This is a genomic window from Nonomuraea sp. NPDC005501, assembly GCF_040605905.1.
In the GTDB taxonomy this organism is placed as follows: Bacteria; Actinomycetota; Actinomycetes; order Streptosporangiales; family Streptosporangiaceae; genus Nonomuraea.
This window is the reverse complement of sequence record NZ_JBEXDT010000079.1, coordinates 1-22,572: the sequence shown is the minus strand read 5'-3', so window position 1 is coordinate 22,572 and position 22,572 is coordinate 1. Positions and strand designations below refer to the sequence as shown.

Below are 22,572 nucleotides of genomic sequence, written 5' to 3'. Positions count from 1 at the left end.
CCGGAGCACTCAGGTGAGCGGGGTCCTGAGGAGCTCGCCCGCGGTGCGGCGCGCCTGCAGGACGCTCTCCTCGAACAGCCGGCGCACCTGCCGCGCCTGCTCCTCCAGCTCCCTGGTGTGCCGGCGCGCCAGGTCGTCGCGTACGGTGTCGGCGATCAGGCGCTGGTAGTCGGGGGTGCGGGCGGCCAGCGTCTCCAGCCTCTGCTGCGCGTGGAACACCTGGTCGGCGCGGCTCACCTGCCGGGCGTACTGCTCCAGGTGCCGCACCCGCTTCGACAGCGACGTCCACGCCGCGTCGAGGGCCGTCGTGTACGGCCGGAACGCGTCCTCCAGGCCGGAGGGCAGGACGCGGGGGACGACCTTGCGGTGCTCGGCGTGCATGGCCGAGAGCCGCGACAGCCGGTGGGCGATCTGCCACACCTCCTCGGGCAGCGTCACCTGGTTGTCGATGGTGTCGATCAGTCCCGCCCGGTGCACCGCGGAGCACAGGACGGCGTCCACGGCGTCCTGCGCGCGGCGCAGCAGCCGCTGGCACGGGTAGTCGAGGTCCTCCGGCAGCACGTAGTGGGCGGCGTACTGGCGGGCCAGCCGCACCCGCCGGCGCAGGTCGCGCCGGTCCGCCGCCACGCTGAGCTCGCGGGTGAGCGCGATCGTGCCGAGGCCGGCCGCGGCGACCGCCGCCACGATCGGCCCACCGGGCAGCCTGACGACCAGGACGGCCAGCAGGGTGACGACAGTGAGGAGGATGAGCGCCACCTGGCCCCGCGCGGACGCGGGCTCCGTGCCTGTCCGGGCCATGCGGAGGAGGTGAGGAGCCGACCACAGCCGGGCCCAGACGTCCCGGGGCAGTGATGGATCGATCACCAGCCGGGGAGGCAGAGCGTGTGGAGTCACATGTTCATGTTGCGTTATGGACCTCGAATCCGCTGAGGATCGACAGACATATAGGGTCTAAGCGATGAACGCGATGACGAGATGGATCGACCTGGAAGGCGCCGTCAACGTCCGCGACCTGGGCGGTCTGCCCACCGTCGACGGAGGCGTCACCCGTTACGGCCGTATCTTGCGGTCGGACAACCTCCAGGGGCTTACGCACCGCGACGTGTCGCACCTGGTCGGCGAGCTCAAGCTGCGCCACGTCGTGGACCTCCGCTCGACGGCCGAGGTCACCCTGGAGGGTCCCGGCCCGCTGGCCCGGATGCCCGAGGTGACGCACCACCACCTGACGCTGTTCACCGAGGGCGGCAGGCACACGGACGTCGAGGCGGACACCATCGACGCCGACAAGGTGCTGCCCTGGCAGGAGCGCCAGCTCGACGAGGACCTGCGGATGACCGGGTTCTACTACGGTTATCTGCGCGACCGGCCCGACTCGGTGGTGGCCGCGCTGCGGGCCATGACGCTGGACGACGGCGCGGCCGTGGTGCACTGCGCGGCCGGCAAGGACCGCACCGGCGTGCTGTCGGCGCTGGCCCTGGAGACGGCGGGCGTCACCCGGCAGGCGATCGTGGCGGACTACGCGGCGACGGGAGAGCGCCTGGACGCGGTGCTGCGGCGGCTGCGCTCCAGCGCCACGTACCGCGACGACCTCGACTCGCGGCCGGCCGACGACCACATGCCGAGGCCCCGCTACATCCAGCAGTTCCTGGCGGTGCTGGACGAGCGCTTCGGCGGGCCGATGGGGTGGCTGGCGGCACACGGCTGGACGGACGAGGACACCGGGGCCATGCGGGCCCGCCTGCGCGACTGAGCGGGCCGCTTCCAGGACTTTCGGGACTTTCCTGGCGGCTTCCTCAGGCGAGGGTGACGACCGTGCGCTCGGCCGCCGAGCGGCGGGCCGCCTCCAGGACGGCCAGCGCCTCGGTCACGCTCTCCGGCGTGACCGGCGGCGGCGCCCCGTCGCGCAGGCAGGCGGCCACGCCCCGGTAGAAGTCGAGGTAGGCGCCGGGCAGCGTGGGCACCAGGCCCTGCCGCTCGTCGGTGCCGAGCGTGCCCCAGCGCTCCTCGGGCTCCTCGCCGAACCCCGCCGAGCCGGGCGCCAGCCCGGCTCGCAGCCGCTCCTCCTGCACGTCCAGGCCGTCCTTCACGTACGCGGCCAGCGAGCCGAGCACCCGGAACCGGGGGCCGGGCCGGGCGGCCAGCGCGCTCGCCCACAGGTGGGACCGGGCGCCGCCGGCATGGGTGAGGGCCAGGAAGGTGTCGTCGTCGCCGGAGACGCCCGCGCGCCGCACGTCGCTCTCGGCGTAGACCTCGCGCACCGGGCCGAGGAGCTGGACGGCCTGGTCGACGAGGTGGCTGCCGAGGTCGTAGAGCAGGCCGCCGATCTCCTCCTCGCCGCCCGTCTCGCGCCAGCCGCCCTTGGGCCGAGGCCGCCAGCGCTCGAAGCGCGACTCGAACCGGTGGACCTCGCCCAGCGCGCCGCCCTTCACCAGCTCCCGCACGGTGAGGTAGTCGCCGTCCCAGCGGCGGTTCTGGAACACGGTGAGCATGAGGCCGCGCCGGGCGGCCAGCTCGGCGAGCTCCCGGGCCTCGGCGGCGGTGCGCGCGAGCGGCTTGTCCACGACGACCGGCTTGCCGCGCGTGAGCGCCTCGGTGGCGAGCGGCACGTGGGTGCGGTTGGGCGAGGCGACGACGACGAGGTCGCACAGCTCCCAGAGCCGGTCGGTGCCGGGCACGGCCGTCGCGCCGTAGCGGGCGGAGACGTCGGCGGCGCGATCGGCGTCGCGGGTCACCACCGCCGACAACGTCAGGCCCTCGGCGGCGTGGATCAGCGGCGCGTGGAAGTACGCGCCCGCCGTGCCGTATCCGACCAGGCCGACCCGGATGTCGCTCATCGGGCCAGCCTAACCGGTGCCGGCCGGCCCCCCTGTCCCTCCGCCTACTCGTCGTCGCGCTCGGCCAGGAAGCGCTCGAACTGGGCGGCCAGCTCGTCGCCGGTGGGCATCTGCGCCGCCTCGGCGATGAGGTTCTCCCGGTCCGCGCCGCCGGCGAACGCGTCGTACTGCTGCTCCAGCCCGGCGATGGCGGTCGACAGCTCGGTCGACGCCTGGATCTGCTCCTCGATCTCGGCCGTGGTGCGCCGCGCCGCCTCGCGCAGCGCGTCCATGGGGAACACCAGCCCGGTGCTCCGGGTGACCGCCTCCAGCGCCGTCACGGCGGCCTGGGGGTACTCCGCCTGCGCCAGGTAGTGCGGCACGTGGACCGCGTACCCGAGCGCGTCGCGGCCCTCGGCGCCCAGGCGGTACTCGATGAGCGCGGCGGCGCTGCCCGGCACCTGCACCCGGCCGAACGAGCTGGTCTGATCGGCGTTGAGCAGCTCCGGACGGCTGGCGTGCGGGGTGATGCCGAGGGGACGGGTGTGCGGCACGGCCATCGGGATGCCGTGGACGGTGATCAGCCTGCTGACGCCCAGCCGCTCGGCCAGCGTGCCCACGGCCCGGGTGAACAGCTCCCACTCGCGGTCCGGCTCGGGCCCGGTCATCACCAGGAACGGCACGCCGGTGGAGTCCTTCACCGCGTACAGGGCCAGCTCGGGGGTCTCGCAGGACACCCACCGGTCGGTGTCGAACGTCATGACGGGCCGGCGGGAGCGGTAGTCGAGCAGGCGATCGACGTCGAACCTGGCCACCACCTGGTGATCCAGCTCGGCGAGTACGTGCGCCAGCGCGAGCCGCCCGGCGCCGCCGGCGTCCACGAAGCCCTCGAAGTGGTAGAGCAGCACCGGATCGGCCGGCTCCGGCACGTCGTCGGCCAGCTTGTAGAGATCCGTCGGGTCGAACACGTTTGGACAGCCTTTCCCTAGCTACTCTCTCCTGAAACCCACGGCGAGCCTGAACGATTCCGTCCACGGCACCCTATCGAGGCAGAATGGGACACATGGACGGGGATCCGGAGCTCGACGAGCTCACGGCCAAGCTGTTCGACCTGGCCAGGAGGGGTGAGACGGAAGCCCTGCGCGCCTATGTGGAAGCCGGGGTGCCCGCCGACCTCACCAACGGCAAAGGTGACACCTTGCTGATGCTGGCGGCCTGTCACGCTCACGCCGAGACTGTGCGCATGCTCGCCGAGCACGGGGCCGATCCGGACCGGACCGACGAGCGTGGCCGGACGCCGCTGGCGAGCGCCGTGTCCAAGAAGGAGTCGGCCGTGGTCAGGGCGCTGCTCGACGCGGGAGCGGATCCCAGGGCCGGGCGCCCGTCCGCGGAGGACACGGCCCGCATGCTCGCAGACGACCAATTTCTCGAATGGTGTCGTCAAATGGGCAAATAGCGACAAATGGGGGAAAATGCTCTGAAATGGCATTGAAGTAATCTACTGTGGCCTTTCGGGCTGTCCCTCGTCATGCTGGAGGCGTGGCTACTTCTGCGAATCCGTTCACGAGGCGACCCCTTCGCATCCCCCCGCTGCCATGCCCGTTCCCCAACGAGATCAACGTGCACGCCACGGAGGTCGACGCGGAGAGCCACGCCTGGCTGGCCGCCTCCGGCATGCTCGCCGGCGCCGACACGATCGAGCACTTCCGGCGCTCCCAGATCGGCCTGCTGGCCGCACGGACCAACCCGGCCGTCCCGCGCGACAGCCTCCGGCTGATCAACGACTGGTACAACTGGCTGTTCGCGTTCGACGACGCCTTCTGCGAGGGGGAGCTGATGGGGTCCCGGGCCTCGGCGCTGGCCCGGGCCCTGCCGCCGATGCTGGAGATCGTCGACTGCCGCAGGAAGCCCGACCTCGCCGACCCGTTCGGGGTCGCCCTCGACGAGCTCCTCCACCGCATCTCCGAGTACGCCACGCCGGCGCAGGTGGACCGGTGGCGCATCACGGTGAAGGAGTACCTGTTCGCCCAGATCTGGGAGGCGGCCAACCGCGAGGTCGACCTGATCCCCGCCCCGGACGACTACATCCTGATGCGCCGCATCACCGGAGCCACCTTCACCTGCTTCGCGCTCATCGACGTGGGCGGCGGCTACCGGCTGGAAGCGGAGGAGTGGCACCACCCGGACGTGCGCGCCCTGTCCGACCTCGCGTGCGACCTCATCGGCTGGGACAACGACCTGCTCTCGTACGCCAAGGAGCGCGACCGGGACAAGGCCCGGCACAACCTCGTCACGGTGCTGGCCACCCATCGGGGCCTCACCCTGCAGCAGGCGCTGGAGGAGGTGGCGCGCATGCACGAGGCGGCGATCACCGCGTTCGTCGCGCGGCGCGCGGCCCTGGAGCAGTGGGCGTCGCAGCCCGTCCGCAGGTATGTGCGGGGCCTGGAGAACTGGGTGCGGGGACACATCGCGTTCTCGCTGGGCAGCGCCCGTTACGTGCACGCCTGGCCCCCGGGCACCCGCTGGCCGCACGCCGACTGACACGACGGGCGGTCTCCGCGCGGCCCATGGGGGTGGGTCAGGCGTCGAGGCCGTCCAGCTCACCCAGCGCGAGCGCGGACACCTCGTCGAGGTCGAGCCGCGAGCCCTCGTCGAAGGCGGCGCGGTAGGCGGCCTCGCCCATGGCCTTCTGGCACTCCTTGACACACTGCTCGTGGTCGCTGGTCAGGAACGGGGCGCCGAGCATCGGCAGGCCGGCCGTCCGCCAGTTCTGGTGCAGCGCGCCCAGCAGCTTCGCCGCCATCGTCGTCTCCTCCGCGGCGGCGAAGATCCGGGCCATGGTCTCCAGGCCCAGCAGCGTGCCCAGCGTGTCGTGGAAGTGGCGCTTGATCCGGACGCCCTCGCGTGAGCTCTCCAGCGCCTCGCTCGTCCGCCTGGTCGCCAGCCGGGTGATCGACAGCGCCCACTGCGCGTAGGAGCTCACCCAGAGCTCGCCCCGCTCACGGCACACCTGCAGGCAGTCGATCAGCAGCGACTCCGCCTCGAACAGCTCGCCCTGCGACGACAGGACCAGCGACAGCTCGACGATCGCGGGCAGCAGACCCGGGTTGAGCTCCTTGTTGTCGGTGTTGAACTCGATGGCCACGCCCAGCAGCGCGCTCGCCTTCTGCAGGTCGCCCTGCAGCAGCGCGGCGGTGCCCTGCATCTTGGAGGCCAGGATCACCGCTCGGGAGTCGCCCACCCGGACCGCCTCGGCGCTGCACTTCTCGGCCGCCTCCAGCGCGGCCGCGCTGTCGCCCTGGGCGCTGCGCACGTACGACAGCACCCACAGCGCCTTGCAGCGCTCCTTGCTCACGCCCGGGTTGGCGTGCAGGGCCCGCTCCAGGTACAGGCGGCCCTCACGGGCGAAGCCGCAGCACACCCACATGAACCACAGCGACGACAGCAGCGTCAGCGCCTGCACCGACGAGCTGGGCGTCCGCAGCGCGTGCTCCAGGGCGACGCGGACGTTGTCGTGCTCCTGGCGCATCCGGACGAACCAGTAGATCTGCCGGGGACCGGACCAGGCGTCCTCGCCGCGCTGGGCCAGGCTCAGGTAGTACTCCAGGTGGCGCTGGCGCATCCGCTCACGCTCGCCCAGCTTCTCCAGCCACTCCTCGCCGTACTCGGCCAGCGTGTCGATCAGCTTGTAGCGCACGCCGGCGTGGTTGCTCCGGATCATCAGCACCGACTTCTCCACCAGGCCGGTCACCAGGTCGGTGATCCGCGCGGCGGGCAGCCGCTCGTCCGCGCACACGAACCTGGCCGCGTCCAGCTCGAAGTCGCCGGCGAACACCGACAGCCGCGCCCACAGCAGCCGCTCCGCCGGGTCGCACAGCTCGTGGCTCCAGCCGATCGCCGCACGCAGCGTCTGGTGCCGCGGCAGCGCGGTGCGGCTCGCGCCCGCCAGCAGGCTGAAGCGGTCGGCCAGCAGCTCCACGATCTGCTCCACCGACAGGGCGCGCAGGCGCACGGCCGCCAGCTCGATGGCCAGCGGGATGCCGTCCAGGCGCCGGCACAGCTCGGCCACCGCCCCGATGTTGCGCTCGTCCAGCAGGAAGTCGGGCGTCACCGCCCCGGCCCGCGCCGCGAACAGCTGCACCGACTCGTTGGTGAACAGGCTCTCCGCCGGGTCGTCGCCCGGCACCTGCAGCGGCGGCACCGGCACCACGTGCTCGTACGGCAGCTGCAGTGACTGGCGGCTGGTGGCCAGCACCTTCAGCCGGGGATTGCTCTCCAGGAGCTCCTCGGCCAGCTCGGCGCAGCTCTGCACGAGGTGCTCGCAGGTGTCGATGATGAGCAGCATGTCGCGGTCGGCCACCCACTCCGACAGCGACTCCGAGGCGGCCCGCGACGACTGGTCGGCGATGCCCAGCGCGGAGGCGATCGTGTGCCTGACCATGCCCGCGTCCTGCAGCCGGGCCAGGTCGGCGAACCAGACGCCGTCCTGGAACTGGGAGCGCACCTGGTGGGCCAGCCGCAGCACCGTCCGCGACTTGCCGACCCCGCCGATCCCCGTCACGGTGACCAGCCGCGACTCGCCGAGATGACGCTTGAGGTTGGCGAGAAGGCGGGTGCGTCCCACGAAGCTCGTGAGCTCCGCCGGCAGATTGCCCTCTCGCCGCCAGCCGGTCGGGGTGGCCATGGGCAGCCTCACGTGGGGGTAGGCGACAACCTGCCCTGGCATCGTACCCTCGCCGCCCGCGGATGTCCGGCCGCTCGGGCGGCCTTGTGGGTCAGGTTTGTACGTCTCGATAGCATGGATGCCGTGAGTGAACTTCTCCCGGAGCAGACGTCCGACGACACCGACCGCGGCTGGGGCGACGAGCGCGACGAGGACCCGGACGCCTTCTACCTCGACAACAAGCCCCCGCACTGGGCCTGACCCTCACGCGCCGGACAGAGAGGGCCGGACGGAGAGGGCCCGATGGGCGGGCCCGTCAGCTGACCACGTCCTTGTGGCGGAAGCGGCGGAAGGCCACCGCGACGAGGACCGCCGCGTAGGTGACCGACACCGACGCGCCCCTCACCATGCCGCTCAGATCGGGCTCGGGCGCCAGCGCGTCCAGCCACGCGGTGTTCCAGAACGTCGGCAGGAACTCCCGCACCGGTCCCAGCGCCTCCACGGCCTGCAGGATGGTGCTGACGATCCACAGCCCCACGGCCCCGCCCACCGCACCGAGCGGCGAGTCGGTGACCGTCGAGATCAGGAAGGCCAGCGCCGCCACCACGAGCTGGCTGACGAGCGCGTACGCGATGACGATGCCGAAGCGCGGCAGCACGTCGAGGGCGGCGATCGTCTCACCCGTGCCGGGCACCTGGATGTCGTGCCAGCCGAACGCGAGCGTGCCCGCCAGCAGCGCCATCAGCGGCAGGCACACGACGGCCGTGGCCGAGTAGCCGAGCGCCACGATCAGTTTCTGCCGCAGCAGCCGGTCACGCGGCACCGGCGCGGCCAGCAGGTAGCGCAGCGACGACCAGCTCGCCTCGCTGGACACCGTGTCGCCGCAGAACAGCGCGACCGCCACCACGAGCAGGAAGTTGGCCGACACCGACAGCACGAACGCCGCGAAGTTCAGCCCGCCGGCGGTCGCCAGGTCGGAGATGCGCAGCGTCGCCTGCTGCTGGCCCCCTCCCTGGGGGCCGAGCTGGAAGGCCAGCACGAGGACCCACGGCAGCGCCAGCAGCAGCGCGAACATGGCCAGCGTCCGCCGGCGCTTGAACTGCCGGACGATCTCGACGCGCAGCGGCAGGGTGCGGCGGGGCGCGTAGCCGGGGGCGTGGGACGGCGCGTGACCGCCGGCCTGGCTGGGGGAGGCGGTCACGACTTCTCTCCGATGAGATCGAGGAACACGTCTTCCAGACGGGGGCCGTGACCGTTGGTCCGCACCGCTCCCTCCAGGAGCACGGACACCGGCCCGGCCGACACCAGCCGGCCCCGGTGCATGACCACGACGTGGCTGCAGGTCTGCTCCACCTCCGCCAGCAGGTGGCTGGAGACGATGACCGTGCGGCCGTCGCGGGCGTAGCGCTTGAGCACCTCGCGCATCTCCCGGATCTGGGGCGGGTCGAGCCCGTTGGTGGGCTCGTCGAGCACGAGCAGGTCGGGCAGTCCGAGCATCGCCTGGGCGATGGCCAGCCGCTGCCGCATGCCCTGCGAGTACGTGCGCACGGCCCGCTCCAGCGCCTTGCCCAGCCCCGCGATCTGCAGCGCCTCCTCGAAGTGCGCGTCGGCGACGGGCCGGCCGGTCGCCGCCCAGTAGAGCTCCAGGTTGTCCCGCCCGGACAGGTGGGGCAGGAACCCGGGCCCCTCCACGAACGAGCCCAGCCGCGACAGCACCGGCGCGCCCGGCGTGACCGGGTCGCCGAAGATGCGGATCTCGCCGCCGTCGGGCCGGATGAGGCCCATCATCATCCGCATCGTGGTGGTCTTGCCCGCGCCGTTGGGGCCGAGCAGGCCGAGCACCTGGCCGCTCTCCACCCGGAACGACAGCCCGTCCACGGCCTTCTCGCCGTTACGGTACGCCTTGGTGAGCCCGCTGATCTCCAGCGGCACGTCCGCGCCGGACGCGGACCCGGTGACGGAGGCGGCCCGCGGCGCGGACCTGGGGCGGGCGCGGCCCGTCGCCAGCAGGACCACGGCCACGACGACACCGGCCAGCGGCATGGCCCACACCCACCAGGCGACGCCGGTCGCGGGCGTCTCCAGCGCGGCGACCGTCGGCACGGCCAGGGCGGGCGAGGCCAGCCCCACCTGGTACGAGGCCGCCTCGGCCGGCGTCGCGTAGCCCATGTCGGTGGTCGCCACCGTCAGCCGCAGCCGGTGCCCGGCGGCGAAGAGATGATCGACGGCCGGCAGTGCGACCGTCGCCTCGGCGCTGGTGGCGCCCTCCGGGATCGTCACCCGGAACGGCGCGACCAGCCCGGCGGGCAGCGTGGGCGGCTGCACGCCGTCGGCCACGTCGAGGAGCTTGGCGAACAGCGTCACCTGTCCCTTGCCCGACACCTTGAGCCGTACGGACGGGCTGCCGGTGAGCTGGAGCGGCGCGGTGAGCGGCGCGGAGTCGAAGGAGGCGCTCTGGCCCGGCATGTCGAGCGACACGCTCACGTTGGTCTGGCCGCCGCCCAGCAGGCCGTTGACGCCCGGCACCGTGGAGATCGCGGCGGGCGCGCCGCCGGGCGGGTTGACGACGTTCTGGTCGGGACCGGTCAGCGTGACGGTGGTGGCCGCGGTGCCGCCGAGGCCGGGGTAGGCGCCGGTCTCCGGGTGCAGCCGGACGCGCTGGCGGGTGCCCGGGTCGCGCCCGGCGTCGCGGGTCACCGTGAACGGCTGCGCGACGGGAGAGCCGTCCTCCTTGAGGTGGCGGCCGAACCAGGCGGCCGTCTGCTCGTACAGCCAGTCCTCCTCGCCGTTGCCGCCGTCGTGGCCCCCGTCGAACCAGGCGACGCTCACCCGCGTGCCGGCGGCGGCGATGGCCCTGGCGTTGGCGTCGGCCTGCCCGAGCGGGAACAGCGAGTCACGCTGGCCCTGTAGGAGCAGCGTCGGCGCCTTGATGCGGCGGGCCACGGTGACGGGGCTGGAGGCGCGCAGCACGGCGATCGCCTCGGGCGTGGCCCGTCCGGTCTGCGCGACCTGCTGGTAGACGCCGCAGATCTCGGGCGTGAAGCGGCCGCAGCGCGCCTCCTCGGCCGTCAGCGGCCGGGCGCTGCGCTTGCTCAGCGCGCCCAGGCCCTGGATCTCGCCGCCGCCCCGGCCGAAGAAGAAACCCGCCCACATGCGCTTGAACACGCCGTTCTCCGGCCCCTTGCCGGTGGCGTCGGGGAACAGCGCGTCGGCCAGGTCGGCCCAGGTGATCTGCGGGACGATCGCGTCGACGCGGGTGTCGTAGGCGGCCGTCATCAACGCGATGGACCCGCCGTACGAGCCGCCGGCGATGCCCACCCGAGGGTCGCCCGGCCCGTCGAGCCGCACCTCCGGCCGCTTGGCCAGCCAGTCGACGAGCTGCTTGACGTCCTTGACCTCGTAGTCGGGGGAGTTGAGCGCGATCTGCCCGGTGGAGCGGCCGAAGCCGCGCGCCGACCAGGTGAGCACGGCGTAGCCGTCGCGGGCCAGCCGCGCGGCCTGGTCGCGCATGCCGTCCTTGCTGCCGCCGAAGCCGTGGGCGAGCAGCACGGCGGGGGCCTTCCCGCCGCCGGCCGGCGCGTAGAAGGTCGTGTCGAGCTCCACGCGCTGGTCGCCCGAAGGGCCGTCGAGGACGGCTATCCGCTGCTCGCTGTCGCGCACGTCGGGCGCCGACGGCCACGCCAGCCACGCCCCCACTCCGGCCAGGATGAGCGCCACGAGGAGGGCGACCGCACGTTTCATGAGCGAGAGCCTACTTTCCGCACCTGAGAGGACCCTGAGATCTCGTCCTGGCCGCATCGCTTCCGCCAGGCGTGGACGGTGGGCGCGATCGCCGTAAGATTCAGCCCGTGAAGGCACCAGCAATCGTCAGAAAGGCCGCCGCCTGGGCGGTTCCCTACTGGACGCGGGGACCGGCGGGCCGCGAGACGCCCGAGGACCTGTTCCGGGTCCTCTACTACGGGTGGCTGGTGGCGCTCACCCTCAAGCTGCTCGGCTCGGCGTGGGACGTCTCGTGGCACTTCAAGTGGCTGCGCGACGACCTGGCCCCGCCCCACCTGCTCAACTCCGCCGGCACCGCCCTGGCCCTCGTGCTGACCATCGTCCACGGCTACACCGGTTACGGCGTCGACCGGGCCGCGCTGCGGCTCATCCAGTGGGGCACGGGCATCTTCCTCGTGGCGGTGCCGCTCGACCTGATCAACCACCGCGTCAACGGGCTCGACATCACCTCGTGGAGCCCGTCGCACATCATGCTCTACCTGGGAACGTTCTTCATGATCGCCGGCGTCATCCGGGGCTGGTACACCGGCGCGCCGCCGGGCCGGGAGCGCACGGTGCTGCTGGGCGCGTTCTTCGCGTTCTTCCTGGAGAACGTGCACTTCCCCGAGCAGCACCAGGAGTACGGCGTGCTGTCGATCGGCGCGTGGGACAACCACGCGACCTACGCCGAGCCGATCCTGCTGCGGTTCGCGGCCGACCAGATGGGCCGCTCCGTCGACCGGGAGATGATGACCGCGTTCGCGCTGCCCGTGCCGGACGCCCTCTACCCCGTCTACGCGGTGGTCGCCGGGCTGAGCGTGCTCGTCGTGGCGCGCATGCTCATCGGCAGGTTCGGCGCGGCGACGCTGGTGGCGGCGGGCTATGTCGGGTTCCGGACGCTGGTCTGGCCGCTGCTCACCTTCACCGGCTTCCCGCCGTCGGCCGTGCCGTTCTTCCTCGTCGTCGGCGGGCTGTGCGTGGACCTCGCGTTCGCGGTGCGGATGGCGCCGGCCCGGGCGCTGCTCGGCGCCGTGGGCGTCACCGCCGCCGTCTACGGCGCGCTCGCGGCGCAGAGCGCGCTCATGGGCCAGGTGTACGGCGCGGTCAAGGGCCAGACGGGGCTGCTGGGCGCGCCGCCCCTGGCCACCGGCACGGCCGTCTGGGCCGGGGCGGGGCTGCTGGCGGCCTGGCTGACCTTCGAGTGGTGGCGCGGCCGGGCCGGCCGTCAGCCGATCGAGGCCCGGGTGATCGCCACCGCCACTCCGTAGGCCAGGCCCATGACGGCCAGCTCGGCCGTCGCCCACGCCACCACGGCCGTGGCCGCGCCCCCGCGGATCGCCGGCAGCAGCCGGTAGCGGATGTGCGCGGCCAGCGGCACCAGCAGCGCCACCAGGGTCAGCTTGGCCAGCACCAGCAGGCCGTACTCACTGGTGAGCAGCGCTCCCGGCAGCTCGACGCCGGGCGTGAGCGCCATCGTGCCGAGCCCCGTCACCAGCCCGGACAGGCCCACCAGCAGCAGGCAGACCGTGGCGATCCTGGAGAAGCGGGGGAGCACGACCGCCAGCAGCTCGCGGCGCGGCGCGACGAACACCATCACCGCGGCCAGGCCGCCCGCCCACGCCGCCGCCCCCATCACATGGGTCTCCATCGAGATCATGATGGGGTCGTGCCAGACCGAGTTCACCGCGTGGCCGGTCACCGGGATCGGCAGCAGCCCGAACAGCGCCACCACGATCCGCAACTCGGCCGGCACCTTCTCGCCGAAGCGCACCGCCATGAGCCCGATGCCGGCCGCGGCCAGCGCGCACGCGGCGCTGAACAGCAGTCCCTGCCCGGTGCCGACGCTGTCGACGTAACCGGCGATCATCGCGGGCGTGGGCACGACGCCGGGGTTGAGCTCGGCCGTCTGGAAGACGATCGTGAGCAGCGCGCTCGCCGCCCACACCCACGCGGCGGTGACGGTCAGCGGCCGTACGCGGCGCATGACCGGCTCGGTGCGCTCGGGGGCGTTGAAGCCGAGCAGCTTGGGCAGCAGGCTCGTGCCGACGACGGCCACGGCGGCCAGGTCGAGCACCACCCGCACGACCGGCAGCCCGTACGCCACGAGGGGGCCCGGCATGGGGATGCCGGGCACGGCCTCCTGCGCGGTCAGGCCGGAGGCGACGACGGCGGCGACGACGGCGCAGGCCAGGAACACGCCGGCCACCACGCCGCCGCCGACGGCGACGCCACGTCGCGGGGGAGCTTCGACGCTCACGCGCGCCCCTCCTCGCCGGAGCCGCCCGCGAGTCCGCCCTCTGGGCCGCCCTCTGGGGGCTCACCAGGGGCGAGCCGGGAGCGGCGCAGGGCGACGCCGGTGCCGGCCGCCAGCAGCAGGAGCGCGGCCACGATCCACACCACCGCCATGCCCGCTCCGCCGTTGGCCGCCGCCTCGGCCGCCCGCGCGGTGTCCGCCTCGCCGGCCGCGGCGCTCTCCGCGGGGGCCGCGGAGCCCGCCGGGGACGCCGCCGCCCCGGCCGTGAGGCGGAAGCTGATCTTCCCTGTCACGGGGTGCCCGTCGGCCGACAGGATCCGGTAGCCCACCACGTACGCGCCCGCCGCCGTCAGCGGCCGGACCTTGACCGTCACCTTCTCGGCGGCCACGGACGCCGCCCCGTCGGCCATCGCCGCCCCGTCCGGGCCCGTGACGCCCACCTGTGCGTATCCCTGGCGCACCGCCTGATCGAACACCAGCGTGATCTGCGCGGGGGACGCCGCCAGCGCCGCCCCGTCCTTGGGGTCGCTGCTGATGAGCACGTTGTGCGCGCGGGCCGGGAGCGAGATCCCCACCGCGGCCGACGCGAGCAGCAGGACCGTGAGTAGCCGCCTCACCGATCGAGAACCTTCCCTTGAACGCGTTCCAAACCCGTCTATGCTCCCACCCGTGACGGACCTGCTCGCCAGGCGGGCCTGAGCCGGACCACCGCGGGGTGCGGCCGGCGGCGGTCACAGGTCGGCGGGGGTCAGGCCCAGCTCGGCCGCGGCGGCCGTCCGGATGAGCTGGTTGGCGCGGCGGCGCGACAGCGCCTTGGGGTGGACCTGGATCTGGATGGCGAGCCCGTCGATGAGCGCGAAGATGCGCCAGCTCGCCCCCTCCGGGTCCTCGCAGTCGAACTGGCCGTGCCTCACCCCGTCCTCGATGATGCCCCGCAGCACCTGCCGGCCCTGCTGGTCCAGCCTGCGCGTGGTCTCCTCCAGCTCGGCGCTGCGGATCGACTCCGCCCAGGCGTCGATCCACAGCCGCCAGCCGTCGGCAGACCCGGCCGGGGAGCAGCGCCTGAGCAGCGTGCGCAGCCGTTCCAGCGGGGGCCGCTGCAGGCGCTCGATGCTCTCCAGCGTGTCGCGGTGCAGGCGGGCCGCGTAGGCGAATGCCTGGGCGAACAGCCGGTCCTTGGTCTCGAAGTGGTAGAAGAGCAGCGCCTGGCTCACGCCGGCGGCCCGGGCGATGTCGAGTGTCCTGGTGTGCCCGAACCCCTGGGAGGAGATCACCTCGCAGGCTGTCTTGAGCAAGTCCTCACGTCGTAATCGGCTGAAACCTGGTGTCACAGCGGGCCACTCTAACTAGTGATCACAGCGAGATATAGGACAAACCAGGCATGGGTATGGGAGCGTGACCAGCAGGTGCGGTCAGACCGCCCTGAGCGGCAGCCGCAGGACGAACCGGGCCCCGGCGTCGGAGTCCTCCAGCGTGAGCGTGCCGCGGTGGGCGTGGGCGATGTCCCGGGCGATGGACAGGCCGAGCCCGGTGCCGCCGGCGTCGCGGTTGCGGGAGGCGTCGAGCCTGGTGAAACGCTGGAAGACGAGCTCGCGCTGCTCCGGAGCGATGCCGCCGCCGTCGTCCACGACCTCCAGCGTCGCCTGGCCGTCGGCCTTGCGCACCGTGACGCTGACCGTGGACTCGGCGTGGCGCTCGGCGTTGTCGAGCAGGTTCGTCAGCAGCCTGGCGAGTTGCAGCCGGTCGCCGGTCACCACCACGCCCTGCTGGAGCGTGGTGGCGAGCTTCTTCGCGCGCGGCCTGGCCGTCTCGGAGCCCACCAGTTCCGCGAGGTCCACCGGCTCCCGGACCATGGGCGACCCCGCGTCCAGCCTGGCCAGCGTCAGGAGGTCGGTCACGATGGCCTGGAGCCGGTCGAGACTGGACAGCAGGGCGCGGCCGATCTCCGGCCAGTCGGCGTCCTCGGGGTGCAGCATCGCCTCCTCGACCTGGGCGCGCATCGCGGTGATCGGGCTGCGCAGGTCGTGGGAGGCGTCGGAGGCGAACCTGCGCTGCTGCTCCACCGCCGCCTCCAGCCGGTCGAGCGTCTGGTTGGCGGTCTGGGCCAGCGACGTGATCTCGTCCGCCCGGCCGGGCACGGGCACGCGTTTGCCCAGGTCACTGCTGGTGATCTCGGCGAGTTTGTCGCGGATCTCCTCCACGGGCGCCAGCGTCCCGGCCACCACGCGAGACACGCCGAACCAGGCCAGCGCCACCATGGCCACCGAGATGCCGATGAGGAACGCCAGCACGGCCGGATGGACGTACCAGGGCACCGTGCTCCCGACGGCGTACACCATCCAGTCGCCGTTCTGCTGGTAGACCCGGAAGACGGACATGAACTCGCACCGGCCCGGCCAGTAGGGCAGGTCGCAGATCACCTGCATGCGGGTGGCGCTGTACACGTCGGGCACGACGGCGCTCATGCGCGGCCTGCCGACGAGGTTGTCGGTGGAGGCGATCACCCGTCCATCGGCGTCGACCACCTGGATGCCGTCCAGGTCGCTGGAGATCACGGTGGGCAGCGCGCCGCGTTTGACCAGGTGGACCACCTGCAGGCCGGAGGTCAGCACCTCCGTCTTGCGGTAGTCCTCCGCGGTGCTGTGAACGGCCCAGAGCACGAACGCGTTGACCACGATGCTGAGCAGCACCATGGCGATCCCCGCGAACAGCGTCAGGCGCGTCCGGATGGACCTGCCGAACCGTGTGACCAATCCTTTCCCCCCGGTGATCAGATGATCACACTAAGTCGCTCTCGTCCTAATCAACGGAGATTCACCGGCAAATCCGGATAAAAGGTGCATAAGTCGGTGCTCTATGCCGGTCCGGCGGGGCTGGTTAGAGTAAGTGAACACTGATGCCGGAGGAGAGAACGTGAATCTCGACGAGTACCGGCGGGCCGCCAGGGCATGGCTGCTCGAGAACGCGCCCACCGGCGACACCGCCGGCGAGGACGCGGTTTCCCACGCCAAGGACTTCATGGCCAGGCTGTACGACGCCGGCTACTCCGGCATCACCTGGCCCGAGCGATGGGGCGGCCAGGGCCTGACGCAGGCCGAGGAGCGAGCGTTCGCCGCCGAGGCCCGCCACTTCTCCCTGCCCACCTACGTCTTCTCCATCGGGCTGGGCATGACCGGGCCCACCCTGGTGGACCGGGGCACCGACGAGCAGCGCGAGCGATTCGTCCGGCCGCTGCTGCGCGGCGAGGAGATCTGGTGCCAGCTCTTCTCCGAGCCGGGCGCCGGCAGCGACGTGGCCGCCCTGCAGACCCGCGCCGTCCGCGACGGCGACCGCTGGATCGTCAACGGGCAGAAGGTGTGGACGTCGGTCGCCCAGCACGCCGACTGGGGCCTGCTGCTCACCCGCACCGACCCCGAGGCGCCCAAGCACCGGGGCCTGACCATGCTCGTCGTCGGCATGCGCGACCCCGGCGTGACGGTCCGGCCGCTCAAGGACATGACCGGCCGCGCCCACTTCAACGAGGTGTTCCTCGACGACGTGGTGGTGCCCGACGCGCACCGGGTCGGCGACGTCGACGACGGCTGGGGCGTCGCCGTGACGACCCTCCTGCATGAGCGGCTGTCGATCTCCTCCGGCGTCGGCATGGGCCGCGCCAAGGACGACCCCACCTCGCTGGAGGCCCTGCGCCGCACCGCCGACACCAGCGACCCGCTGGTCCTCGACGAGCTGGTCGAGCTGCACATCCGCAGCCGGGCGCTGGCCCTGTTCAACCAGCGGCTGGCCCAGGAGGCGGAGGCGGGCCTGTTCCCCGGCGCCCGCGGCAGCGCCGCCAAGCTGCTGCTGGCCGAGCTGACCCTGTTCGAGGCCGACCTCGCCACCCGGCTGGCCGGCCCCTCCGCCGTCGCGGGTCCCGGCGACGCGGGCCCGCTCGCGCACGCGATCTCCCTGGCCCCCGCCATGTCGCTGGGCGGCGGCACCAACGAGATCATGCGCAACATCATCGGCGAGCGCGTGCTGGGCCTGCCGCCCGGACCGCGCGTGGACAAGACCGTGCCGTTCAAGGACCTGAAGGTGGGGACGCAGGGATGAGGCTCGTGCTCACGCCGGAGCAGCGGGAGCTCCGGGAGGCGGTCCGCTCCTTCCTGGCCGCCGTCTCGCCGCTGCCCAAGGTCCGCGACGGCTACGACCCCGCGGTCCACGCCCGCCTCAACGGCGAGCTGGGCCTGTCCGGGCTGATCGTCCCCGAGGAGTACGGCGGAGCGGGCGCCGGCATGGCCGAGCTGGCCGTGGCGCTGGAGGAGACGGGCGCGGCGCTGCTGCCGGGACCGTTCCTGGCGACCGCGTTCGCCGCCCTCGCGCTCACCCGCGTACCGGACAAGGAGCTGCTGACCGGGATCGCCGAGGGCCGGATCGCCGCCACGCTCGCGCTGCCCGTCACCTCCCACGACGTGACGGCGCGGGCCGCGGGCGGCGAGGTGGCGGCTGGCGGGGTGGCGGGGGGCGGGGTGGCCGGGGTGACCGTGCGGGGGACGCTGCCGCAGGTGTTGAGCGGCACGGAGGCCGCCGTGCTCCTCGCCACGGCTTCCGCCGGGGACGGCCCCGTGCTGGTGGCGGTGGACCTCGACGGCCCCGGCGTCACCCGGACGCCGCTGGAGACCCTCGACCTCACGCGCGGCCAGGCCCGCGTGGAGCTCGCCGACGCGCCCGCCCGGGTGCTCGGCCCGCTCGGCCCGGACGGGGCCGCCGCCGTGGGCGACCTGGTGGCCGTCGCGCTCGCCGCCGAGCAGCTCGGCGTGCTGCGCGCCGCGCTGGACGCCATCGTCGCCTACGCCAAGATCCGCGTCACCTTCGGCCGCTACATCGGCTCCTACCAGGGCGTCAAGCACAAGCTGGCCGACATGCACTGCAAGCTCGAACAGGCCGACTCCATCGTCCGCTACGCCGCCTGGGCCGCCGGCGAGGCGCCCGCCGAGCTGCCGCAGGCCGCCGCGCTCGCCCAGGCGTACGTCGGCCGCGCCTGCTTCGAGGTGGCCCGCGACCACCTGCTGCTGCACGGCGGCGTCGGCTTCACCTGGGAGCACGACGCGCACCTGTTCTACAAGCGGGCCAAGGCCGACGAGGTGCTGCTCGGCCCGCCCCGCGTCCACCGCGCCCGCCTCGCCGCCCTGATGGAGGCGTGATGGCGGCCGACGAGCCCACGGCAGGGCATCCGCCGGGTTTCTACGCGCTGGCCGCCGCCGACCCCGGCCGGCTCGCGGTGATCGACGCCGACGGCACCCGGACCACGTACGGCGAGCTGCTCGCCCGCGTCAACCAGGTCTCCCACGGCCTGCGCGCCCGCGGGCTCGGCACCGGCGACGTGGTCGCGGGCGTGCTGCCCAACGGCCTCGACGCCGTCGTCATGCTCATGGCCACCGGGCAGATCGGCCTGTTCTACGTGCCGGTCAACTGGCACCTCACCGAGCCGGAGATCGCCTACATCCTCGGCGACTGCGACGCGGGCCTCGTCGTCACCGGCGAGGCGTACGCGGACAAGGTGCCGGCCGGCGCCGAGATCGGCACGGCCCGGCTCGCCCAGGGCCAGCCGGACACCGCGCCCGGCGGGCGCACCTCGGGCGCGGTCATGTGGTACACCTCGGGCACGACCGGCTTTCCCAAGGGGGTGCAGCGCCGGCTGTCCGGCGCGGAGCCTGAGGCGGTCGCCCCCCTCTACACCTGGTTCCTCGGCGAGGTGGTGGACCTGACGCCGGGCGAGGGCGTGCACCTGGTGACCTCGCCGATGTACCACTCCGCGCCGTGCGCGCACACGCAGTTCGCGCTGCACCTCGGGCACACAGTGGTGATCACGGCCGGGTTCGAGCCGGTGCACGTGCTGGAGCTGATCCAGCGCCACCGGGTGACGAACGCCATGATGGTGCCGACCATGTTGCACCGCATGCTCCAGCTCCCGCGCGAGGTCCGGGCGTCGTACGACGTGTCCAGCCTGCGGCAGGTGATCCACACGGCCGCCGCCTGCCCGGTGGCGGTCAAGCGGGAGATCATGGAGTGGTGGGGGCCGGTGCTGTACGAGTACTACGGCTCGACCGAGTCCACGATCGCGTTCGCGGTCAAGCCGCGGGAGTGGCTGGCCAGGCCCGGCACGGTCGGCCGTCCCGCGCCGACGTTCGAGGCGCGGATCCTCGACGAGGACGGCCGCGAGCTGCCGCCCGGCGAGCCGGGCATGGTGTACGTCAAGTCGAGCCTCGGCCGGTTCGAGTACCGCAACGACCCGGCGAAGACGGCCGCCAGCATGCGCGGCGAGTGGTACGCCCCCGGCGACATCGGCTACCTCGACAAGGACGGCTACCTGTTCCTCTGCGACCGGCGCAGCGACCTCATCGTCTCCGGGGGCGTCAACATCTACCCGGCCGAGGTCGAGGCCGCGCTCCTGGAGCACCCGTCGGTCGCCGACGTGGCGGTCATCGGGGCGCCGGACGAGGAGTGGGGGCACCGCGTGGTCGCGCTCGTCCAGCCCGCCCCCGGCGCCACGCCGGGCCCGCAGCTGACGGCCGAGCTGCTGGAGCACTGCGCGCCGCGCCTGGCCCGGTTCAAGCACCCCCGGGTGGTGGAGTACCTGGAGAGCCTGCCGCGCACGCCGACGGGCAAGCTGTCGCGCTCCAAGGTCCGCGAGGCGTACCTGTCACGGCTCACGGACTCATGACGACGGCGGCTCATGACACCGGCGGGCTCGTGACGACGGCGGCTCATGACGACGGCCGGCGGGCCGCGGCCCGCCGGTACCGCTCGCCGAGCACAGCCACCGCCTCCACCAGCTCCGGCGGGTCCAGCACCTCGAAGTCCACGCCCAGGAACCCCAGCCACGCGGCCATCCCGCCCACGTCGTCCCCGCCCAGCCGCAGGAGGCAGGTCGCCTCGTCCACCGGCTCCGGCTCCAGGCCGGGAGGCAGGTGGCCCACCTGCCCGGCCGGGGCGTGCAGCAGCACCGTCGCCCGGTAGCGCCACATCGCGGTGTTGACGCCCTTCTCCACGTACATGGCCACGTCGCCGTCGCCGGGCAGCTCCCGCGGGGCGAACCGCGGCCCGGACGGGACGCGCGGGCGCAGCCGGTCCACCCGGAAGGTCCGCCAGTCCTCCCGCCGCACGTCGTAGCCCAGCAGGTACCACCGGCCGCGCCGGTGCGCCAGCCGGTACGGCTCCACGTCGCGCGCCGTCACCTCACCCTCGTGGCCGGTGTAGTCGAAGCGCAGCCGCTCCCGGTCGCGGGCGGCGTTGGCGATCGTCGTCAGCACCTCCGGGGCGACGGAGGGGGCGACGGAGGGGGCGCTGCCGGGGACCTGCACGGTGTAGGCGTTCAGGGCGCTCACCCGGTGCCGCAGCCGCGACGGCAGCACCTGCTCCAGCTTGGCCAGGGCGCGCACCGAGGTCTCCTCGATGCCCTCGACGCCGCCGCCCGCGGCCCGGCCCAGCCCGACCGCCACCGCGATGGCCTCCTCGTCGTCCAGCAGCAACGGCGGCAGCGCGGCGCCCGCCCCCAGCCGGTAGCCGCCCGCGACACCGGGCGTGGCGTGGACCGGATAGCCGAGGCTGCGCAGGCGCTCGACGTCGTTGCGGATGGTCCGGGTCGACACCCCGAGCCGCCCGGCCAGCTCGGGGCCCGACCACTCCCTGTGCGCCTGGAGCAGGGACAGCAGCTTCAGCAGGCGCGCGGACGTTTCCAGCATGCGCCCAGTCTGCCGCCTATCGAGGAAGGCCCGCTTCCGCGTTCAGGTCTCCCGCCACGGCCACGACGAGCTTGCCGAGGTGGTGGCCGTCCTCGCTGCGGCGATGCGCGTCGGCGGCCCGCTCCAGCGGGAACACCTCGGCGATCGGCAGCCTCAGCGCCCCGGCGCGCACCAGCGGCAGCACCTCGGCGAACACCTCCTCCAGGGGCGCCCCCGGCGACCCGGTGGAGAAGACGACGCCGTGCCGCGCGGCGCCCGCCGGGTCGGCGATGGTGACCACCCGCGCCGGATCGCCGGTGAGCCGCACCGAAAGCCCGAGGACGTCCCGGCCGGAGGCGTCCAGCACCAGGTCCACCGGACCGGGCAGCCGCTCCTCCAGCCCGTCGCCGTAGGTCACCGGGTGGACGCCGATCTCGCGCAGGAAGGCGTGGTGCCGCTCGCCCGCCGTGCCGACGACCGTGGCCCCCCGGGCCACGGCGAGCTGCGCGGCGACCAGGCCGACACCGCCCGCCACGGCGTGGATCAGCAGCGTGCGGCCGGCCGGATCGCCGAGCAGGCCGAGCGCGCGGTAGGCGGTCTCGGCCGCCACGGGCAGCGCGGCGGCCCGCTCGTACGCCAGCCACCCGGGCTTGGCCAGCAGGTCACCGGCGGAGGCGAGCGCGTGCGTGGCGAGCGCCCCCGTGGCGCGGCCGAACACCGGCCGCCCCACCTCCCAGCGCGTGACGCCCGGCCCGACGGCGTCCACCGTGCCCGCCAGTTCGAGGCCGGTGCCCGAGGGACCGTCCGGCGGCGCCCCCATCAGGCCGGAGCGGATCTTCCAGTCGACCGGGTTCACCCCGGCCGCCCTGACCGCCACCCGGACCTGCCCGGGTCCCGGCTCGGGCGGCGGCGCCTCCTCCAGCTCCAGCACCTCCGGGCCGCCGTGACGGCGGTAGCGCACGGCCTCGCCCGTGACCAGCAGCACCGCCTTGCCCACCAGCTCGCGGCCGGCCAGGGCGGCGTGGGCCTCCGCCGCCTCCCGCAACGGCACCGCCCTGCCGACGACCGTGGACAGGCGGCCCGCCGCCGCCTCGGCCAGCGTCCGGCCGGCGAGCGTCCGGAACTCCTCAGGCGTGAACTGGACCTGCTCCATGCCGACCAGCCGCACCCCCCTGCGCTCCGCCTCCGCCGGGTCCACGGGCGCCGGTGAGCCGTCCGCCGCGCCGTAGGCGAAGAACACGCCGCCCGGCGCCAGCCGCCCGAACGCCGCCACGCCCACCTCGCCGCCCACGCCGTCCAGCACCACGTCGTACTCGCCGGTTATCTCGTCGTAGCCGGTCGTCCCCGCGGCGCCGAGCCCCGCGGCCGCCGCCCGCTTGGCAG

At 73.4% G+C, this 22,572-nt stretch carries 19 protein-coding genes and 1 pseudogene; 7 read left to right on the top strand and 13 right to left on the bottom strand.

Features of this window, described 5'->3' with window-relative positions; translation table 11 throughout:
* Window positions 1-9: 9 nt before the first annotated feature.
* Window positions 10-798 (bottom strand): hypothetical protein, encoded by a 789-nt coding sequence (locus tag ABZS51_RS31235; protein WP_355448449.1) that lies wholly within the window; start codon window positions 796-798, stop codon window positions 10-12.
* 160 nt (window positions 799-958) lie between these two features.
* Between ABZS51_RS31235 and ABZS51_RS31230 the strand changes: the two genes are divergently transcribed.
* A complete protein-coding gene (locus ABZS51_RS31230; RefSeq protein ID WP_355448447.1) occupies window positions 959-1,750 on the top strand; it encodes a tyrosine-protein phosphatase in 792 nt (263 codons plus the stop codon).
* A 43-nt stretch (window positions 1,751-1,793) separates the two neighbouring features.
* Here ABZS51_RS31230 and ABZS51_RS31225 read toward each other — a convergent pair whose 3' ends face one another.
* Both ABZS51_RS31225 and ABZS51_RS31220 read right to left on the bottom strand, forming a co-directional pair.
* Window positions 1,794-2,834, bottom strand: coding sequence for a Gfo/Idh/MocA family oxidoreductase (locus ABZS51_RS31225; protein ID WP_310710880.1), 1,041 nt, complete (start codon window positions 2,832-2,834; stop codon window positions 1,794-1,796).
* A 44-nt stretch (window positions 2,835-2,878) separates the two neighbouring features.
* Window positions 2,879-3,781 carry a PAC2 family protein gene (locus ABZS51_RS31220; RefSeq protein ID WP_355448444.1) on the bottom strand — a complete coding sequence of 301 codons (903 nt, stop codon included), beginning with the start codon at window positions 3,779-3,781 and terminating at the stop codon, window positions 2,879-2,881.
* A 95-nt stretch (window positions 3,782-3,876) separates the two neighbouring features.
* Here ABZS51_RS31220 and ABZS51_RS31215 point away from each other — a divergent pair, with 95 nt between their 5' ends.
* Entirely contained in the window at window positions 3,877-4,269 is a 393-nt protein-coding gene (locus tag ABZS51_RS31215; protein WP_355448442.1) for an ankyrin repeat domain-containing protein, read from the top strand.
* 164 nt (window positions 4,270-4,433) lie between these two features.
* A complete protein-coding gene (locus ABZS51_RS31210) occupies window positions 4,434-5,354 on the top strand; it encodes a hypothetical protein (RefSeq protein WP_355448439.1) in 921 nt (306 codons plus the stop codon).
* Between the two features lie 37 nt (window positions 5,355-5,391).
* Here the strand turns inward: ABZS51_RS31210 and ABZS51_RS31205 are convergent, their stop codons facing one another.
* The 3 genes from ABZS51_RS31205 to ABZS51_RS31195 form a co-directional block, all read right to left on the bottom strand.
* Window positions 5,392-7,509, bottom strand: a complete 2,118-nt coding sequence (locus ABZS51_RS31205) for an AAA family ATPase (RefSeq protein ID WP_355448436.1) — start codon at window positions 7,507-7,509, stop codon at window positions 5,392-5,394.
* A 283-nt stretch (window positions 7,510-7,792) separates the two neighbouring features.
* Complete coding sequence (locus ABZS51_RS31200; protein WP_310710885.1) at window positions 7,793-8,677, bottom strand: ABC transporter permease; 885 nt, start codon at window positions 8,675-8,677, stop codon at window positions 7,793-7,795.
* Entirely contained in the window at window positions 8,674-11,217 is a 2,544-nt protein-coding gene (locus ABZS51_RS31195) for a CocE/NonD family hydrolase (protein ID WP_355448433.1), read from the bottom strand. Before ABZS51_RS31195 ends, ABZS51_RS31200 begins: the two co-directional genes overlap by 4 nt.
* Before the next feature lie 107 nt (window positions 11,218-11,324).
* On the opposite strand from ABZS51_RS31195, the gene ABZS51_RS31190 reads away from it, so the two are divergent.
* On the top strand, window positions 11,325-12,503 hold the full coding sequence (locus ABZS51_RS31190; RefSeq protein WP_355448430.1) for a hypothetical protein: 1,179 nt from the start codon (window positions 11,325-11,327) through the stop codon (window positions 12,501-12,503).
* On the opposite strand, the gene ABZS51_RS31185 is transcribed toward ABZS51_RS31190, so the two are convergent.
* The 4 genes from ABZS51_RS31185 to ABZS51_RS31170 form a co-directional block, all read right to left on the bottom strand.
* Window positions 12,461-13,492 (bottom strand): CopD family protein, encoded by a 1,032-nt coding sequence (locus ABZS51_RS31185; RefSeq protein WP_355448427.1) that lies wholly within the window; start codon window positions 13,490-13,492, stop codon window positions 12,461-12,463. The genes ABZS51_RS31190 and ABZS51_RS31185 overlap by 43 nt on opposite strands.
* The gene (locus ABZS51_RS31180; RefSeq protein ID WP_355448424.1) at window positions 13,489-14,106 is read right to left on the bottom strand and encodes a copper resistance CopC family protein; all 618 of its coding nucleotides are present in this window, start codon (window positions 14,104-14,106) and stop codon (window positions 13,489-13,491) included. The genes ABZS51_RS31185 and ABZS51_RS31180 overlap by 4 nt, the downstream gene beginning before the upstream one ends.
* 114 nt (window positions 14,107-14,220) lie before the next feature.
* Complete coding sequence (locus ABZS51_RS31175) at window positions 14,221-14,784, bottom strand: TetR family transcriptional regulator C-terminal domain-containing protein (protein WP_310710890.1); 564 nt, start codon at window positions 14,782-14,784, stop codon at window positions 14,221-14,223.
* Between the two features lie 117 nt (window positions 14,785-14,901).
* Window positions 14,902-16,242, bottom strand: a complete 1,341-nt coding sequence (locus tag ABZS51_RS31170) for a HAMP domain-containing sensor histidine kinase (protein WP_355448420.1) — start codon at window positions 16,240-16,242, stop codon at window positions 14,902-14,904.
* Window positions 16,243-16,402: 160 nt separating this feature from the next.
* Here ABZS51_RS31170 and ABZS51_RS31165 point away from each other — a divergent pair, with 160 nt between their 5' ends.
* From ABZS51_RS31165 to ABZS51_RS31155, 3 genes are read left to right on the top strand one after another with little or no spacing between them, the layout of a single operon-like run.
* Entirely contained in the window at window positions 16,403-17,578 is a 1,176-nt protein-coding gene (locus ABZS51_RS31165) for an acyl-CoA dehydrogenase family protein (RefSeq protein WP_310710892.1), read from the top strand.
* Window positions 17,575-18,669, top strand: a complete 1,095-nt coding sequence (locus tag ABZS51_RS31160; protein WP_355448416.1) for an acyl-CoA dehydrogenase family protein — start codon at window positions 17,575-17,577, stop codon at window positions 18,667-18,669. Before ABZS51_RS31165 ends, ABZS51_RS31160 begins: the two co-directional genes overlap by 4 nt.
* Window positions 18,669-20,189 carry an AMP-binding protein gene (locus ABZS51_RS31155; RefSeq protein ID WP_355448413.1) on the top strand — a complete coding sequence of 507 codons (1,521 nt, stop codon included), beginning with the start codon at window positions 18,669-18,671 and terminating at the stop codon, window positions 20,187-20,189. Before ABZS51_RS31160 ends, ABZS51_RS31155 begins: the two co-directional genes overlap by 1 nt.
* A 43-nt stretch (window positions 20,190-20,232) precedes the next feature.
* On the opposite strand, the gene ABZS51_RS31150 is transcribed toward ABZS51_RS31155, so the two are convergent.
* The 3 genes and pseudogenes from ABZS51_RS31150 to ABZS51_RS31140 form a co-directional block, all read right to left on the bottom strand.
* Window positions 20,233-21,210, bottom strand: coding sequence for a YafY family protein (locus ABZS51_RS31150; protein WP_355448411.1), 978 nt, complete (start codon window positions 21,208-21,210; stop codon window positions 20,233-20,235).
* 16 nt (window positions 21,211-21,226) lie between these two features.
* Window positions 21,227-22,168 (bottom strand): NADP-dependent oxidoreductase, encoded by a 942-nt coding sequence (locus ABZS51_RS31145; protein WP_355448494.1) that lies wholly within the window; start codon window positions 22,166-22,168, stop codon window positions 21,227-21,229.
* A 60-nt stretch (window positions 22,169-22,228) separates the two neighbouring features.
* Window positions 22,229-22,462 (bottom strand): annotated as a pseudogene (locus ABZS51_RS31140) (NADPH:quinone reductase); the annotation flags it as partial.
* Window positions 22,463-22,572 lie beyond the last annotated feature (110 nt).

Bases quoted from the DNA above. Each gene is read 5' to 3' on its own strand.
- ABZS51_RS31235 (WP_355448449.1), bottom strand. From the start codon at position 798: ATGGCCCGGACAGGCACGGAGCCCGCGTCCGCGCGGGGCCAGGTGGCG.
- ABZS51_RS31215 (WP_355448442.1), top strand. From the start codon at position 3,877: ATGGACGGGGATCCGGAGCTCGACGAGCTCACGGCCAAGCTGTTCGAC.
- ABZS51_RS31230 (WP_355448447.1), top strand. From the start codon at position 959: ATGAACGCGATGACGAGATGGATCGACCTGGAAGGCGCCGTCAACGTC.
- ABZS51_RS31195 (WP_355448433.1), bottom strand. From the start codon at position 11,217: ATGAAACGTGCGGTCGCCCTCCTCGTGGCGCTCATCCTGGCCGGAGTG.
- ABZS51_RS31150 (WP_355448411.1), bottom strand. From the start codon at position 21,210: ATGCTGGAAACGTCCGCGCGCCTGCTGAAGCTGCTGTCCCTGCTCCAG.
- ABZS51_RS31225 (WP_310710880.1), bottom strand. From the start codon at position 2,834: ATGAGCGACATCCGGGTCGGCCTGGTCGGATACGGCACGGCGGGCGCG.
- ABZS51_RS31155 (WP_355448413.1), top strand. From the start codon at position 18,669: ATGGCGGCCGACGAGCCCACGGCAGGGCATCCGCCGGGTTTCTACGCG.
- ABZS51_RS31160 (WP_355448416.1), top strand. From the start codon at position 17,575: ATGAGGCTCGTGCTCACGCCGGAGCAGCGGGAGCTCCGGGAGGCGGTC.